This window comes from Blastochloris tepida, from assembly GCF_003966715.1.
In the GTDB taxonomy this organism is placed as follows: Bacteria; Pseudomonadota; Alphaproteobacteria; order Rhizobiales; family Xanthobacteraceae; genus Blastochloris; species Blastochloris tepida.
Window position 1 is genome coordinate 2612343 of record NZ_AP018907.1, and the last position, 15485, is coordinate 2627827.

A 15485-nucleotide genomic window follows, 5' to 3' on the forward strand; every position below is an offset into this window, starting at 1 on the left:
GATGTTTTTTCGCGCTTGGTGAAGCGCGCGTTAACCGAACGCCGGATCAGCCGGAAACCGCCTCACTCCGCCGCCTCGCGCAACAGCGGCGCGCCGGAACGAAGCCGGGCCAGCAGCACCGCCTCCTCCGCCTTGGCGCTCGACAGATGGCGCGCCTTGACCGGGCCATAGCCGCGGATCTTGTCGGGGATGGCGGCGAGGCCGACCGCGAGCGCGTGCGTCTCGGGCACCAGGCGCTCGACGATCTCGTCCATCAGCGCGAAATAATCCTCGATCAGCTGGCGCTCGATGCGCCGCTCCTCGGTCCAGCCGAACGGATCGAACGGCGTGCCGCGCAGGCCCTTCATGCGCTTGAGCAGCTTGAAGACGAACATCAGCCACGGGCCGAAGGTCATCTTTTTGGGCTCGCCGGTGATGGCGTCGTGCCGCGCCAGGAAGGGTGGCGCGAGGTGGAAGTCGAGCCGCACCCGGCCCTCGAACTGCTCGGCCACCCGGGCGGCGAAACCGCCATCGGCAAAGAGCCGCGCCACCTCGTATTCGTCCTTGTAGGCCATCAGCTTGAAGGCGTTGCGCGCCACCGTCTCGGCGAGCCGGCTGGCGCCGCCCACCCGCGCCGCTTCCGCCTCGCGCACCCGCGCCACCAGCGCTTGGTAGCGCGCGGCATAGCCGGCGTTCTGGTAGGCGGTGAGAAATTCCACGCGGCGGGCGACCGTCTCGTCGAGCGAGGCCGAGAGCCGGCGCGGGCCGGAGGGTGCCGCGGGCTTCAACAGCTCGGCGATCGCATCCGGATCGTGCGCCGCGCGCCGGCCCCAGCGAAAGGCCGCGACGTTCATCTCCACCGCCTCGCCATTGAGCTCGATCGCCCGCTCGATCGCCTCACGCGAGAGCGGAATCGCGCCCTGCTGGAACGCCACGCCGACCAGGAAGATGTTGGCGCCGACCGAGGTGCCGAACAGCGCCTCGGCAACCGACGACGCGTCGAGAAGCTGGACCGCCTCCGGCCCGGCGGCGGTGGCGAGCGCCCGCTTCAGCCGCGCCGCCGGCAACGAGAAATCGGCATTGCGGGTGAAGTCGCCGGGCAGCATCTCGTGGGTGTTGACGATGACGCGCGTGTGCCCCGGCCGCATCGCCGCCAGCACCTTGCGGCCGCCGGCCACCACCAGATCGCCAGCCAGCACCAGATCGGCGCTGCGCGCGCCGATGCGGATGGCGTGGATGTCGGCCGGCGTCTCGGCGAGGCGCAGATGGCTGAACACCGCCCCGCCCTTCTGGGCAAGGCCCGCCATGTCGATGATGCCGCACGCCTTGCCGTCGAGATGCGCCGCCATGCCCAGCACCTGGGCGATGGTGACGATGCCGGTGCCGCCGATACCGCAGACCAGCACGTTGAACGTGCCCTGGATGGGGGCTGGCGCCGGCTCGGGCAGATCGGGCAGCGCCTCGCCTGCGCCGGCCGCGCGCGGCCGCGCTTTGAGCTTCCCGCCACGCACGGTGACGAAGGACGGGCAGAAGGCGTTGATGCAGGAGAAATCCTTGTTGCAACTCGACTGGTCGATCCGGCGCTTGCGGCCGAACTCGGTCTCGAGCGGCTGGATCGACACGCAGTTCGACTTGACGCCGCAATCGCCGCAGCCTTCGCAGACAAGGTCGTTGATCATCACCCGCACGTCGGGATCGGGGAACTCGCCGCGCTTCCTGCGGCGGCGCTTCTCGGCGGCGCAGGTCTGGTCGTAGATCAGCACGGTGACGCCGTCATATGTGGCAAGCTCGCGCTGCACCTCCTCGAAGTCACTGCGCGGATGCAGGGTGCAGCCATCCGGCCAGCCCTCGTTGCGGCCGTATTTCCATGGCTCGTTCGACACCACGGCGATGCGGCTCACGCCTTCCGCCGCCACGATGCGGGCGATCTTCGAGGCGGTGAGCCCGCCATCAAGGCGCTGGCCGCCGGTCATGGCGACGGCGTCGTTGAACAGGATCTTGTAGGTGACGTTGACCCCGGCGGCGAGGGAAGCGCGAATGGCGAGCGAGCCGGAATGGTTGAAGGTGCCGTCGCCGAGATTCTGGAACACGTGGCGGCGCTTGGAGAACGGCGCCTCGCCGATCCAGTTGGCGCCCTCCCCGCCCATCTGGGTGAAGCCCTGCGTCGCGCGGTCCATCCACTGGACCATGTAGTGGCAGCCGATGCCGGCATAGGCGCGCATGCCCTCGGGCACCTTGGTCGAGGTGTTGTGCGGGCAGCCCGAGCAGAAATAGGGCGTGCGCACCGCGACATCGGCGGCCTGCGCCATCGCCCGCTGCGCCTCCTCCAGCTGCGCCACGCGCGCCACAAGGTCCTCGTCACCGACATAGGTCAGCAGCCGCCGGCCGATGGCCACGGCGATGTCGGTCGGCTCCAGCGCGCCCTTGATCGGAAACAGCCAGTCGCCGTGCTCGTCCTTCTTGCCGATGACGATGGGCTGGTGGGCGGTGCCGTAAAGCTCCTCGCGCACCTGCACCTCGACCAGCGAGCGCTTCTCCTCGACCACCATGATCAGATCGAGGTCGTGCGCGAACTCCATCAATTCCAGCTTCGCCAGCGGCCACGGGCAGGCGATCTTGAAGAGGCGGATGCCGAGATCGTTGGCGCGCACCTCGTCGATGCCGAGCTCGTCGAGCGCCAGCCTGACATCGAGATAGCTCTTGCCCAGCGTGGCGATGCCGATTTTCGGGTTTCGCCCGCCCGAGGTGATCCAGCGGTTGAGCCGGTTCGCCCGCACGAAAGCAAGAATTGCGTCGCGCTTGTATTCCTGCAGCCGCGCCTCCTGGGCGAGCGGCGTGTCGGTGAGGCGGATGTTGAGCCCGCCCTCGGGCAGCCGCACGCCCTGGGGCGTGGCGATGCCGATGCGCTCCAGCCGGCCATCGACCACCGCTGTCGATTCGATGGTGTCCTTCAGCCCCTTCAGCGCCACCCAGGTGCCGGCGAAGCGGCTCAGCGCGAAGCCGTAGAGGCCGTAGTCGAGGATCTCCTGCACCCCGGCGGGGTTGAGGATGGGGATCATCACATCGACGAAATGGAACTCGGACTGGTGGGCGGTGGTGGAGGATTCGCAGGTGTGGTCGTCGCCCATCAGCGCCAGCACGCCGCCATGCTTCGAGGTGCCGGCGAAATTGGCGTGGCGGAACACGTCGCCGGTGCGGTCGACGCCCGGCCCCTTGCCGTACCAGATGCCGAACACGCCGTCGAAGCGGCCCTCGCCGCGCAGCTCGGCCTGCTGGCTGCCCCACAGCGACGTGGCGGCGAGATCCTCATTGAGGCCGGACTGGAAGCGGATGTCGCGCGCTTCAAGCAGGCGCTTGGCGCGCAGGAACTGCTGGTCGAGACCGCCGAGCGGCGAGCCGCGATAGCCGGTGACGAACCCCGCGGTGTTGAGGCCGACGCGCTGGTCGCGCGCCTTCTGCATCAGCGTGAGGCGCACCAGCGCCTGCGTGCCGGAGAGCAGCACCCGGTCCTGGGCCACTCGCTCGGGCGAAAGCTCGTATCGCTCGTCCAGCGATGCCACAGCACGCCTGGTCGACATCGAGGTCTCCCGTGCCATTGCGGAACGTGGTTGTCCAACGCCCGCGCCGCCCGGTTGATCCGGAACGATTTATGACAACAAGGCTGACTTATGTTCCGGCGCCGTCAATTCCAGTCGGACGATTGGTCGCGGCCGCGCGTCCGACTCAGCCCTGCTCTCCGAGCGCATCGACGGCGTCCCGTTCGAGCTCGCGTGCCAGCCTGGGCTTGTGGACCGGCAGCAGGCCCGGGCGGGCGTCGGCGCCCGCCCGGCGAATCATCAGGCCTGGGCGGCGCGGACGCCCGGCAGCATGCGGCCGAGCGCGCCGTCGCGCAGCACCGTCTGGTGGAAGATCGCCGCCGCCGCGTGCAGGCCGGCCAGCACGATGATGAGGTTGCCCGCGAACTCGTGCAGCTCCTCGACCGTGTGGGCGAATTCGCGGTCGGGCGCGACCAGCGGCGGCAGCGCGAACAGGCCGAACACGCCGACCTCGCGGCCCTTGGCCCACACCATCACCATGCCGGTGAGCGGCACCGCGATCAGCGCGGCATAGAGCGCCCAGTGCATGGCGCGGGCGGCATACTGCAGCCAGGGCGAGCCGGGCAGCGGCGTGGGCCGGGCGGCTGCCATCTGCCAGGCGAAGCGAATCAGGGTGAGCGCCATCACCAGGACGCCGACGGAGATGTGCAGGCCGACCAGCTCGGTCTTGGCGGGGCCCTTGGCCATCTCCTCGAAGATCTGTGCGGTGGCGAAGGCGCCGATCACCGTCAGCGCGGTCAGCCAGTGCAGCGCCTGGGAGAACGGGTCGTAGCGGAGGGCGGGTGTCGTATCAGCGGTCATTTTCAGGCTCCTTGGTCAGGCTCCATGCGAGACTGGAGCCACCATTGCCCGGCGCCGCTGATGTCCCTCTGACCGGCCCCGTCAGCAATCCGTCAGGCGGCCCGGGCTGCGTCCACCGCGCGGCTGTGATGACGGTGCGACAAAAGCGTCGTTTGTCGCTTGCAGGGGCCGAATGCGTTCGCTATAAGCCCGCCTCCAGTCGGAGTGTAGCGCAGTCTGGTAGCGCACCTCGTTCGGGACGAGGGGGTCGCAGGTTCAAATCCTGCCACTCCGACCATTCTTCTCAGGCGTTAGCTGATTTCCCGACAGCTTAACCCACGCCAGCGGACAGAAACCGGACAAAACCGCCCGCAAGATTGCGGTCGCAGCATCGCTGCTCGGGCATCAGCGCTCGTGCGGAGCGCCGGTCGCCGCCAAACGCTTTGGGGCGAGCGTCGTCCCGATCCCTCTGTCGTCGCCGCCATCGGCTGACGCTGGCGGCACTGCCCCGCAAGTGCATCGCATCCCGACATCTCGCCGGCGATCGCAACGAGAATCCGCTCCCTGGGATCGAGCGACAGCGGCTTCAACGTCCCTGCCGGCTGCGGTCCCGGCCACGCGGATCCGGGCCATAATCGTCCAAGCAGTGGCTGGCCTGGGCAAGCCTGAGCGTCCCAAGGCGGCGTTATACGGTTTCCGGCTGATCAAGCCTTCGAGTCGTATTCCGATCGCCGAAAATCCCGTTATCGAGAACGTCTTGCAGATCTGGGGTTTTCGGCGAGACCGTTTCCGGTATCCCGAAGGGATCAACCGGAAACCGTATTGGGTGAGTGTTCGTTGGCTGAACGCCCGTATTGCAATTTGCACTACGTCACGCCATTCTTCGACGTGGGAGGTGCCGATGGCCGCCAATGCTGAACGCAAGGAACACCCGATCTCGATGCGCCTGCCAGAGGCCGACATCGCGATGATCGATCGTGCGGCTGGTCTGCGCGGCCGGTCGCGCACGGATTTCGTCCGCGAGGCAGCCGTTCGCGCAGCCGAGGACGTGCTGATGGAAAACCGTCTGATCCGCATGAGTCCGGAAGGCTTTGCCGATTTCATGGCGGCGTTGTCGGGGCCGGCGACCGCAGTGCCTGAAATGGTGGATTGTGCGAAGCGGCCGGCCCCGTGGGAACCCGGCTACGTCGCGAAGCGCTGAGCCGTGACACTCTCTGTCCCCGAACCGCTGACGGAGGTCCACGACGTTTCCGAATTCACCTGCGGAAAGCCAACGCTTGACCATTGGCTGAAGACGCGGGCGCTCTCCAATCAGGAGAAAGGCTTCACAGCCGTCCTGGTTGTCCACGCGGTCGGCCGCGTCGTTGGCTACTATGGTCTCTCGCCGACTGCGGTCGTTCCGAGTGTTCTGCCGCGATCAATCCGAACGGGTCAGCCACCTGATCCTGTCCCGTGCCTGCTGCTTGGTCAGCTCGCGACCGATATCGGCTGGGCCGGACGCGGGATCGGGACGGGCTTGGTGAAACACGCGCTCGAGCGCTGTGTGCAGGCAGCGGCACTCGTCGGCGGCCGCGCCCTCATGGTCAATGCAATCGATGCCGAAGCCGCCGCATTCTGGCAGCGGCGTGGCTTCATTCCCTCAAAGGATGACCCGCTTGTGCTGTTTCGCGCGATCGCCGCGATCGCCGCATCGCTGGCGGCGGCCCGACGATGACGACGCCGGGGATGTCCCGCTCGATATTGAAATCGGGAGCGTCCGACCAACCCGGCGCGGTGACGTCGGGACTTCACGTCCTTGTCACGCCGTTCCCTGCCCATTGCCCCGCGAGGCGATTTACATGCCGGCTTGTTTGGTTGTAGCGTTTAATTACGTATGACCTCACAAGGCTGAAAGAGAGACCATGATCCAGATCACCTACATCAGCCGGGCGACGGCGCCGATGTCGGCGGAAAATCTGCTGGCGCTCCTGCAGCAATGCTTGCCGAACAATGCCAGCCGCGGCGTAACCGGCATGCTGCTCTATGGCAACGACGCCTTTCTGCAGGTGCTGGAGGGCGACGAACAGGTTGTCGAAGACCTGTTCGAAACGATCAGGAAAGATACACGCCACACCGACATCCAATTGCTGCGCCGCAGGCCGATCGAGTCCCGCCAGTACTCCGACTGGAGCATGGGCTTCAAACGGATCTCGGGTCAGGATCTGCAGAACATCCACGGCCTGAGGAATTTCGGCGAAAGCGATTTCAATTTCGACTATCTGGTCCAGCACGGCAATATTGTCGAAGCGCTCATGGATCACTACCGCACGCCCTACTGGGATCCGCTGGTCCGGGAACTGGATGCGAAGGAAAAGGTCGTCGAGCATCTGAGGAAGGCGCTCGCAAGCTCCAGATCGAGCGTTGAGATCGCCAGCCTGATTCTCGAGAGCGTGATCGATGCGAGCCGGAAGGGCAGCCTGAGCGAGGCGCATCTGCGCCTTTGCGAGTCGGCCCTGAGTTCCCTGAAAGCCCGTCCCCAGGCGTAGTCTTCAACATCATCGGCTTGCGGCGAACAGATTTGCGGCGAACAGGCTCGCGATAACGGGCGCGGGCGAGCGCGTTCGCCGCGGCCGGTGCCAGGGGCCGGAGACGGGGGGCGGTGCCAGGGGGGCGATGCCGTGTGCAATCTCTACGCCCTCACCAAGGGCCAGACGGCGATTGGCGACTTCGTGCGCGCGGTGCGCGACCTGACCGGCAATCTGCCGCCGCTGCCGGCGATCTTCCCCGATCAGGCGGCGCCGGTGGTCCGGCAGATCGGCGATGACCGCGAACTGCTGATGATGCGGTGGGGCATGCCCAGCCCGCCGACGATCGCCGGCCCGCCGGTCACCAACATCCGCAACACCGGCTCGCCCTATTGGCGCCGCTGGCTCGCCCCGGCGCACCGCTGCCTGGTGCCGGCGACGAGCTTCTGCGAATACGCCGACACCAAGCCGCGCAAGACGCCGGTGTGGTTCGCGCTCGCCGCCAGCCGGCCGCTCTTCGTGTTCGCCGGGCTGTGGACGCCCTGGCACGGCGTGCGCGGCCCCAAGGCGGAGCCGGTGGCGGGCGAGCACCTGCTCTACGGCATCCTGACCTGCCCGGCCAATGCCGAGGTCGGCGCCATCCATCCCAAGGCCATGCCGGTGATTCTCACCACGGCGGACGAGATGGATGTCTGGCTGCGCGCGCCCTGGCCCGAGGCGGCGGCGCTGCAGCGGCCGCTGCCGGACGGTGCATTGCAGGTGGTGGCGCGCGGCGCCCGGCAGGACGAGGGCGAGCCACTGTGAGCCTGCGCATGCCGCCGTTGCGGCAGTCCGGTTTGCCGGCGTCGGCCTCCTGTGCGATGGCTGGCGCGGCAGACGTGCATCAACCCCGAGGGCGTCCGGCCCCGGCGGCTTGCCCGCCGGCCGCGCCCTCCCCCGCCCGGGAGACGCCCCCCGTGTCCAACACCGACGACATTCCCTTCGACCGGACGCCGGTTGCCGCCGGCACCCTCGAGGCCGTGGCGCCCGGCGTGCGCCGCCTGATCGCCGCCAATCCCGGCCCGTTCACCTATACCGGCAGCTGCAGCTACATCGTCGGCCGCGGCAAGGTGGCGATCATCGACCCCGGGCCGGACGATCCCGCCCACATCGCCGCGCTGCTCGATGCGGTGCGCGGCGAGACGGTGACGGACATCTTCGTCTCCCACACCCACCGCGACCACAGCGACGGCGTCGCCGCGCTCAAGGCCGCAACCGGCGCACGCGTGCTGGCGGCAGGGCCGCACCAGACGGCCCGGCCGCTCCATATCGGCGAGACCAACCCGCTCGATGCCGCGGCCGATCACGACTTCCGCCCCGACCTCGCGCTGCCGGACGGCGCGGTGGTGACCGGCCCGGACTGGACGATCGAGGGGGTGGCCACCCCCGGCCATACGGCCAACCACATGGTGTTCGCACTGCGCGAGGCCGGTGTGCTGTTCACCGGCGACCACATCATGGCGTGGTCGACCTCGATCGTGGCGCCGCCGGACGGCGCGATGGCCGACTACATGGCCTCGCTGAAGAAGCTGCGCGGCCGGCCGGAGACGGTCTACCTGCCCGGCCACGGCGCGCCGGCCCGCGAGGCGCCGCGCTTCCTCGAAAGCTACATCCGCCACCGCGAGGGCCGCGAGGCCTCAATCCTGCACCGGCTGCGCAAGGGCGAGGCCGACATCCCGACGCTGGTGCGGGCGATCTATATCGGCATCGACCCGCGGCTGATGGGACCGGCCGGCCTGTCGGTGCTGGCGCACCTGGAGGATCTGGTGGCGCGCGGCGTGGTGCTCACCGAGGGTGCGCCCTCGATCGCCGGCCGCTACCGGCTGGGGTGATACCACCCCACTGACGTCTTGCTGACACGGCGCTGACAGCGCCGGTCAGGGCACCGTCAGCCCCCCTCGGGCAAGGATGCTGCACAGGCCACGCCGGGCCGGCATCGCCGAGGGGAGCCCATCATGACGAGACACGTCCGCCCGCAGGAGGTTCGCGCCGTCGCGGCCGAGAATCCCGCACCGCAGGCCGGCGAGGTCATGGTGTGGGACCGCGCGGTGCGGCTGTTCCACTGGCTGCTGGCGGCCGCGGTGTTCGCGGCGCTCGCCACCGGCTTCGTCGCGCCGCGGCCGTGGCTCGATGCGCATGTGGTGCTCGGCACCGCCGCCGCCGCGCTGGTGCTGTTCCGGCTGGTGTGGGGCGTGCTCGGGCCGACCTACGCACGCTTCGCGAGCTTCCCGCCCGATCCGCGCGCCGCCCTCGCCCATGCCGGCGCCATGCTGCGCGGACGAACGATTCATGATGCGGTTTCCGGGAGATCACTGCGTGATCCCGGAAACGAACTCGCCGAAAATCCTGGCCCGGAAGGCGGATTTTCGGCGAGCGGAATGCGGATCTCCGGCTTGATCAGCCGGAATCCGCATTTCCTCGGCCACAATCCGCTCGGCGCGATGATGGTGGCGACGCTGCTCGTCGTCATCGCCGCGCTCACCGTCACCGGCGTCGTCATGCTCGGCGGGCTCGCCAAGGAGGGGCCGCTCGCGGCAACGACCAGCTTCGCCGCAGGCACCACCGCCCGCGACATCCACGCGGCGCTGGGCTGGCTCATCCTGGCGCTGGCGGTGCTGCACATCACCGGCGTGCTGATCGAGGGCCGGCGCGAAGGGCAGAGCCTGGTTTGGGGCATGGTCACCGGGCGCAAGGCCGCGGTGCCGGGCGCGGTGACGGCGCCGGAGCGCGCGGCACGCCCGCGCCTTGCCGCCGCCATTCTCGCCGCGCTCGCGGCGGTGCTGGTGCCGGCGATCGTGATGGCCTCGCGCCAGCCGGCGGCCGGCGTGCCGACTGCGCCGCTCGATCCGTTCTATGTGCGCGAATGCGGCTCCTGCCATTCGCCGCACCATCCCAGCATCGCGCCGGCCGCCACCTGGGCCGGGATCGTCGACCACCTCGCCACCCATTTCGAGGAGGATGCGAGCCTCAGCGAGGCCGATACCGCGCGGCTTTCCGCCTATCTCGCCGACAATTCGGCCGAGCGGTTCGACACCAAGGCCGCCAATCTGCTGCGCACGCCGAGCGCCGATGCGCCGCTGCGCATCACCGCCACCGCGGGCTGGACGCGGTTGCACCGCGGCGTTCCCGCCAGCGCCTTCACCGCCCGCGCGGTGGGTGGCCGGCTCAACTGCTCCGCCTGCCACGCCGACGCCGAAACCGGCCGCTTCGCGGCCCGCGCCATCGCATTGCCAAAGGAGACACACTGACCATGCGACTGCTCATTCCCGCCGCCATCCTGCTCGGCTCGACCGTCACCGCCTTCGCCCTGACCCCGTCGCAGACCACGATCCTCAAGCCCTACGTGTCCAGCGCCCAGCCGGGCTTCACGCCCTCGGCCGAGCGCGGCCGCGCCTTCTTCTTCGCCAATCACGGGGGCGGCAAGGCCGACACGCCCGCCTGCACCTCGTGCCACACCACCGACCTGAAGAAGCCCGGCCAGACCCGCGCCGGCAAGGCGATCGACCCGATGGCGCCCTCCGTCGTGCCCACGCGCTACAGCGATGCGGCGGAGGTCGATAAGTGGTTCCGGCGGAACTGCAAGGACGTGCTCGGCCGCGAATGCACCGCCGAGGAGAAGGCCGACGCGCTGGTGTTCCTGTTCGGATTGTGAGGAGAGACCGATGCCGACCCTGTCCCGCCGCATCGCGTTTGGCGTGCCGCTGATCGCCGGCCTGCTGACCGCCACCCCGCTCTTCGCCGATGGCCTGCGCGTTCCGCCGGTGAACGATCCGGTGGTGGCGAAGGAATGCGCCTCCTGCCACATGCTCTACCCGGCCGGGCTGTTGCCCGCCCGCTCGTGGAGCGCGCTGATGGCGAACCTGAAGGATCATTTCGGCGACAATGCCGAGCTCGACGCCGACACCACCAAGCGCATCACCGATTATCTCGTCGCCAATTCCGCCGAGACCGTGCCCGGCCGGCGCGGTCGCGACCGCCATTCGTGGCTCGGCGACTGGTGGCACGGCGACCGCCACCACGACGAAGGCCGCCACGGCGAGCGCGTGCGGTGGCGCGATGACGATGGACGCGACGCGAGCCGCAATCCCGCTGGCACCGCGACGCCGTCGGTGGTGCCGACCCGCATCACCCAGCTCGACTGGTTCAAGCGCAAGCACGAAAAGCGCGACCGCATCGCACCGGCGACGCTGAAGAAGAAGGGCGCGAAGTTCGCCGGCGACTGCAAGGCCTGCCACCAGGACGCCGAGCGCGGCATCTTCGAGGATGATGACTGAAACGGCTTTCGGGTGATCGGCTCGGCCTTCCTTCCCTCTCCCGCAAGGGGAGAGGGAAGGAAGCGGCATCCGGCCGATGATCCTTCCAGCCCATTCAACCGAATTCCGCGTCACGCCTTCCTGCGTTCGGGGCGATAGAACCAGCGCCCACCTTGCTTGCGGAACAGCGAGCGTTCGCGGTGCGTCTCCTCGCGGCCGCCGTTGCGGCGGAAGCTGGCGATGAACTCGACCACGCCCTTGTTGCCCTCCTCCGAACTCGCCTGCACCTTGAGGCCGGTGAAGGTCGAGGTGCGCATCCACGCGCGGGCGACGTCGTGGTCGAAATCATAGCGGCGCTGCGGATCGGTGGTGGCGAGGATGTAGTCGAAATCGCCGCGGGCATAGGCCGTGTAGCGCGAGCGCATCAGCGCCTCCGGCGAGCCGGCCTCTACCTCTCCCGCCAAGAGCGGCCCGCAGCATTGGTCGAACGGCCGGCCGGAACAGCACGGGCACTCCATAGGACACTCCTTGACTCCGAAATTCCCTGAACCGTCGCGGAATGGCCTTTCCGCGTACCCGTCCGATCCGGCCTGCTCCGGGCTCGAAGGGACGGCGGTCCGCCGCCCCGGCGAGACGAACAGTGCCAAAACCGGCGCCCCGGCCGCAAGGCGGGCGAGCGCGCCCCACGCCTCCCCCGCTTGGCCCGATCGGGCAACCCATGTGCTCGAGCCCGGGCCGACGGGTGGGCTTTGCCGGCCGGACATCGTATAGGTTGCGCCGCTCTCCCCGGCGCGCCCCCGGCTCGGGGTCTTCGCTTCACCTCGGCGCCGCCGGGTCTTTCCTCCCGGCCCGCGGCATTTCATGATGCGCGCGATGGAACAGTTCGCACATCATCGGCGGCGCGGCATCGCCCATTCGACCAATCTCGTGGGGCGGTCGCCGGACTGGCTGGGAAGTTGCGCCTTCAACGATGCGCCGACGCCGCTGCACATCTGGGGCGTGCGCGAGATGAACCCCAGCCTGTTCACCATGCTGGAGCAGGCGGGCGACCTCGCCGAGGCGGGCGAAGCGTTCTTCTGCTACATGAATGCAATGTTCGGCCTCGATCCCGAGCAGCGCAACGCCACCCCCGGCGGCAAGCGGCGCTACCGCTCGTCCTTCCTGCGGCTGATCCAGGGCTGGAGCTTCGACAGCAACGGCCCGGAGGGCGCCGTGCTGAAGGGCTGGGTGGAGAGCCGGTTCGGCGTCTGCCCCTCCTTCCACAAGGAGGCGATCGAGCAGGTTTCGGGCCCGGCCTGGGAAACCTATGTGGAGGAGAAGATGTCGAGCCTCTTCCACAACAACGCCATCTGGGTGCAGCTCGACCTGCTGTTCGAATTCTGCCAATGGGCCATCCGGCGCTTCGCCTTTCCCGGCGAGACGCATCTGACGCTCTATCGCGGCGTCAACGCCTTCGACGAGCATTGGGTGGTCGAGCGGACGGACAAGCACGCGGCGGTGGTCCGGCTCAACAATCTCGTCTCGTTCTCCTCCGAGCGCGACGTCGCCGACTGCTTCGGCGACAGGATCCTGACCGCGCGCGTGCCCGTCAGCAAGATCGTGTTCTTCACCGGCCTGCTGCCCTCGCATCTGTTGAAGGGCGAGCGCGAGTATCTGGCGATCGGCGGCGAATTCCGGGTGAGCGTCGACTATGTTTGAGGACATCGCCGCATGAGCGCGCCAGAGACCGGACCCGGCATCGAGGACCGCGCGCTTGCGGCCTATCTCGGCTTCGCCATCGGCGACGCGCTCGGCGCCACCGTCGAGTTCATGACCAAGGGCGAAATCGCGGAACGGCATGGCGTGCATCGCGACATCGTCGGCGGCGGCTGGCTGCGGCTGAAGCCCGGGCAGGTGACCGACGACACCGAGATGACACTGGCGCTCGGCCGCTCGCTCATCCGCAAGAGCGGGCTGGACATCCGCGACGTGTGCGAGGAATTCGCGGCGTGGCTCAAGACCGGCCCGGCCGATGTCGGCAACACCTGCCGGCGCGGCATCCGCCGCTACATCCTGGAGGGAACCGTCGAGGGCGTGTTCTCGGAAGGCGACGCCGGCAACGGCGCCGCCATGCGCGTGCTGCCGGTGGCGCTGGCGACGCTCGGCGAGCCCGGCCGGGCCGAGGCCTGGACGCTGGCGCAGGCGCGCGCCACCCATCATCACCCGCTGTCGGACGATGCCAGCCTCGCGCTGGTCCGCATGATGCACGGCCTGCTCAATGGGCAGGGCAAGGAGGTCGTACGCGACGAGGCCGAGGCCCTGGTGGGCCGGCACCGGGCGTTCCGCTTCGCGCCCTATCCCGGGCAGTGCTCGGCCTTCATCGTCGACACCATGCAGACCGTGCTGCACCACTATCTCGGCGCGGAGTCGTTCGCCGAGTGCGTCGTGCAGACCGTCAACCAGGGCGGCGACGCCGACACCACCGGCGCGATCGTCGGCATGCTGGCCGGCGCCACCTATGGGCTCGACGCCATTCCCGAGCGCTGGCTCACGCGGCTCGACCGCACCGTGGCCGGCGCCATCCACGCGCAGGCGCCGCGGCTGCTGGCGATCGCGCAGACCGCCGGCCGCGAAGGGATTTGATACGGTTTGCGGGTGATCGGCTCGGTCCCCTTCTTCCTTCTCCCCTTGCGGGAGAGGGTGCCGAGCGATCGTCAGATCGCGAGGCGGGTGAGGGGTGAAATCGAGCCAGCTTGAAGAAACCCCTCACCCGGCGCGACCTCGCTTCGCTCGGTCTCGCCACCCTCTTCCACAAGGGGAGAGGGAAGGAAGAGGTGTCCGGCCGGCCATTGGTCCGAAGGGATCACTCGGAAACCGGTTCACCCCACCTGCTTCGCCATGTCGGCCTTGCGCGCGATCATCTTGTCGGCCAGCGCGCTGCTGCCGCCATTCTCGGTGACGACCCTGCGGATCGCCTCGTCCGGAATCCGCACCACCACGGCGATGGCGTCCTCGATCCCGGCCGGGCTCATGTCGCCGAACAGCCGGATCGCATGCGGATTGTCCGCATCAGTGCGCAGCGTGTCGAGCTCGCGCACGCTGGTGCCGAACGCCCGGCCCTTCGGGTCGCCCTGGGCCCGGAACTCCAGCGCGCCGCCGACATCGAGCGTCAGCACCACCCCGCCCGCGACGCCCTGATTGTCGCCATTGAAGCCCACGGCATCCCAATTGGCCGTCCAGGCATGCACGCCGAGCCAGCGCTGCGCCTGACGGCGCTCGCTGTCGTCGAGCTGCGACACGTATCTCTTGTCGAGATCGACGAACTGGGTCGCGACCTCGTTGGGATCCGTCGCGCGCACATAGGTCAGCGTCGGCGCGCCGGCCAGCTGATAGAGCTTCGCCGCCAGGATCTCGTTGCGCGCATGGGCGGGCGACTCCAGCGACTTGACATAGAACCGCCGGCCGCGTCCGTCCTGGTAGACGCCGCCCGGATTGCTCCCCATCCGCCGGCCGACCTTCTCCATCGCCGCCGTGTCTATGACGTCGGTGTCGATGACATCGGCGTCGATCACCGCCGTGGTCCGCCGCACCAGCGCGAGCTGCGACGGCGTCTCGATCGCGCCCTTGCGGGCGCGGCGGACCTCGCGGACCGCATCCTCGGGCGCCACGCCCAGCTCGACGAGAAGGCGGGCGGCCATCATGCCGGCCCGGCCGAGCCCGCCCCGGCAATGCACCAGCACGTCGGCCCCGCCGCGCAGCAGCGCGCGGATGTCGCGGCCGTGCGTCGTCCAATCCCGCTCGAACGCGTCGCTTGGAATCGAATAGTCGGCGATCGGCAGATGCCGCCAATCGAGCCCGCGGCGGCGGATTTCCGCGCCGAGATGGGGCACCCTGAGCAGATCGAGCTCGTTTGGCTCGACCAGCGTCACCACCAGCCGCGCGCCCCAGGCGGCGATGACGTCGAGATCGGCCGCCAGATCGCGCGCCCACGCCCCGGTGCTGGCGGCGCTGTCGTGCTTGCCGGGGCAGAAGGTGATGCCGATCCGCCCATGCGCGGGGCTGGCCCGCACCTCGGCGATCTCGAGGGGGTGAGTCTGGCTTGTCCGCGCCCCGGCCATGCTGCCTTCCCGGAAACGAAACTGGCGTCCGCGGCAGAACACTAACGCAGCGGCCGGGCCTTCACCATGCTGCGCTGCGGCGCCGGAAACGCCGATCCACGCCATTTCCGAGAACCGGGGTCGTTGAATCCGCAGCACGATCCGGCCCATCCGACGAAAGTCTTCGGGTTCGTCGCTTGCGGTGCACAACGGGCTGGCCTAGTCGTCGCCTCGCAATAGTTTCACGCGGTTCAAGCG

Annotated in this window: 14 protein-coding genes, 1 tRNA gene and 1 pseudogene; 11 read left to right on the top strand and 5 right to left on the bottom strand. The window is 68.8% G+C overall.

Annotated features, from left to right (window positions below; all coding sequences use genetic code 11):
• Positions 1 to 62: 62 nt before the first annotated feature.
• Positions 63 to 3557 (bottom strand): indolepyruvate ferredoxin oxidoreductase family protein, encoded by a 3495-nt coding sequence (locus tag BLTE_RS11905; protein ID WP_244599974.1) that lies wholly within the window; start codon positions 3555 to 3557, stop codon positions 63 to 65.
• 258 nt (positions 3558 to 3815) lie between these two features.
• Positions 3816 to 4376 carry a cytochrome b gene (locus BLTE_RS11910; protein WP_126400875.1) on the bottom strand — a complete coding sequence of 187 codons (561 nt, stop codon included), beginning with the start codon at positions 4374 to 4376 and terminating at the stop codon, positions 3816 to 3818.
• A gap of 200 nt (positions 4377 to 4576) precedes the next feature.
• Between BLTE_RS11910 and BLTE_RS11915 the strand changes: the two genes are divergently transcribed.
• Positions 4577 to 4653: transfer RNA gene (locus BLTE_RS11915), tRNA-Pro, on the top strand.
• A gap of 114 nt (positions 4654 to 4767) precedes the next feature.
• Here the strand turns inward: BLTE_RS11915 and BLTE_RS18590 are convergent.
• A pseudogene (locus BLTE_RS18590) lies at positions 4768 to 4945 on the bottom strand (IS630 family transposase); the annotation flags it as partial.
• Positions 4946 to 5256: 311 nt separating this feature from the next.
• On the opposite strand from BLTE_RS18590, the gene BLTE_RS11920 reads away from it, so the two are divergent.
• The 8 genes from BLTE_RS11920 to BLTE_RS11955 all read left to right on the top strand — a co-directional run bounded on the left by BLTE_RS11920 (position 5257) and on the right by BLTE_RS11955 (position 11172).
• Complete coding sequence (locus BLTE_RS11920) at positions 5257 to 5556, top strand: type II toxin-antitoxin system TacA family antitoxin (protein ID WP_126400877.1); 300 nt, start codon at positions 5257 to 5259, stop codon at positions 5554 to 5556.
• Between the two features lie 3 nt (positions 5557 to 5559).
• Positions 5560 to 6069: a GNAT family N-acetyltransferase gene (locus BLTE_RS11925; protein ID WP_126400879.1), complete on the top strand. Its 510-nt coding sequence runs from the start codon at positions 5560 to 5562 to the stop codon at positions 6067 to 6069.
• Between the two features lie 187 nt (positions 6070 to 6256).
• Complete coding sequence (locus BLTE_RS11930; RefSeq protein ID WP_126400880.1) at positions 6257 to 6880, top strand: BLUF domain-containing protein; 624 nt, start codon at positions 6257 to 6259, stop codon at positions 6878 to 6880.
• Between the two features lie 132 nt (positions 6881 to 7012).
• Positions 7013 to 7663 (top strand): SOS response-associated peptidase, encoded by a 651-nt coding sequence (locus tag BLTE_RS11935; protein ID WP_126400882.1) that lies wholly within the window; start codon positions 7013 to 7015, stop codon positions 7661 to 7663.
• 152 nt (positions 7664 to 7815) lie between these two features.
• The gene (locus tag BLTE_RS11940) at positions 7816 to 8730 is read left to right on the top strand and encodes an MBL fold metallo-hydrolase (protein WP_197723230.1); all 915 of its coding nucleotides are present in this window, start codon (positions 7816 to 7818) and stop codon (positions 8728 to 8730) included.
• A 123-nt stretch (positions 8731 to 8853) separates the two neighbouring features.
• A complete protein-coding gene (locus tag BLTE_RS11945) occupies positions 8854 to 10146 on the top strand; it encodes a cytochrome b/b6 domain-containing protein (RefSeq protein ID WP_126400886.1) in 1293 nt (430 codons plus the stop codon).
• 2 nt (positions 10147 to 10148) lie between these two features.
• Positions 10149 to 10550 (top strand): DUF1924 domain-containing protein, encoded by a 402-nt coding sequence (locus BLTE_RS11950; RefSeq protein ID WP_126400888.1) that lies wholly within the window; start codon positions 10149 to 10151, stop codon positions 10548 to 10550.
• A gap of 10 nt (positions 10551 to 10560) precedes the next feature.
• Positions 10561 to 11172: a hypothetical protein gene (locus BLTE_RS11955; protein WP_160140599.1), complete on the top strand. Its 612-nt coding sequence runs from the start codon at positions 10561 to 10563 to the stop codon at positions 11170 to 11172.
• 110 nt (positions 11173 to 11282) lie between these two features.
• Here the strand turns inward: BLTE_RS11955 and BLTE_RS11960 are convergent, their stop codons facing one another.
• Positions 11283 to 11576 (bottom strand): YchJ family protein, encoded by a 294-nt coding sequence (locus tag BLTE_RS11960; RefSeq protein ID WP_244599975.1) that lies wholly within the window; start codon positions 11574 to 11576, stop codon positions 11283 to 11285.
• A 448-nt stretch (positions 11577 to 12024) separates the two neighbouring features.
• Here BLTE_RS11960 and BLTE_RS11965 point away from each other — a divergent pair, with 448 nt between their 5' ends.
• Positions 12025 to 12849 carry an NAD(+)--dinitrogen-reductase ADP-D-ribosyltransferase gene (locus tag BLTE_RS11965; protein WP_174769547.1) on the top strand — a complete coding sequence of 275 codons (825 nt, stop codon included), beginning with the start codon at positions 12025 to 12027 and terminating at the stop codon, positions 12847 to 12849.
• A gap of 12 nt (positions 12850 to 12861) precedes the next feature.
• Positions 12862 to 13773 (top strand): ADP-ribosyl-[dinitrogen reductase] hydrolase, encoded by a 912-nt coding sequence (draG, locus tag BLTE_RS11970; RefSeq protein ID WP_126400896.1) that lies wholly within the window; start codon positions 12862 to 12864, stop codon positions 13771 to 13773.
• A 236-nt stretch (positions 13774 to 14009) separates the two neighbouring features.
• Here draG and BLTE_RS18335 read toward each other — a convergent pair whose 3' ends face one another.
• On the bottom strand, positions 14010 to 15248 hold the full coding sequence (locus BLTE_RS18335) for a cyclin-dependent kinase inhibitor 3 family protein (RefSeq protein WP_197723231.1): 1239 nt from the start codon (positions 15246 to 15248) through the stop codon (positions 14010 to 14012).
• Positions 15249 to 15485 lie beyond the last annotated feature (237 nt).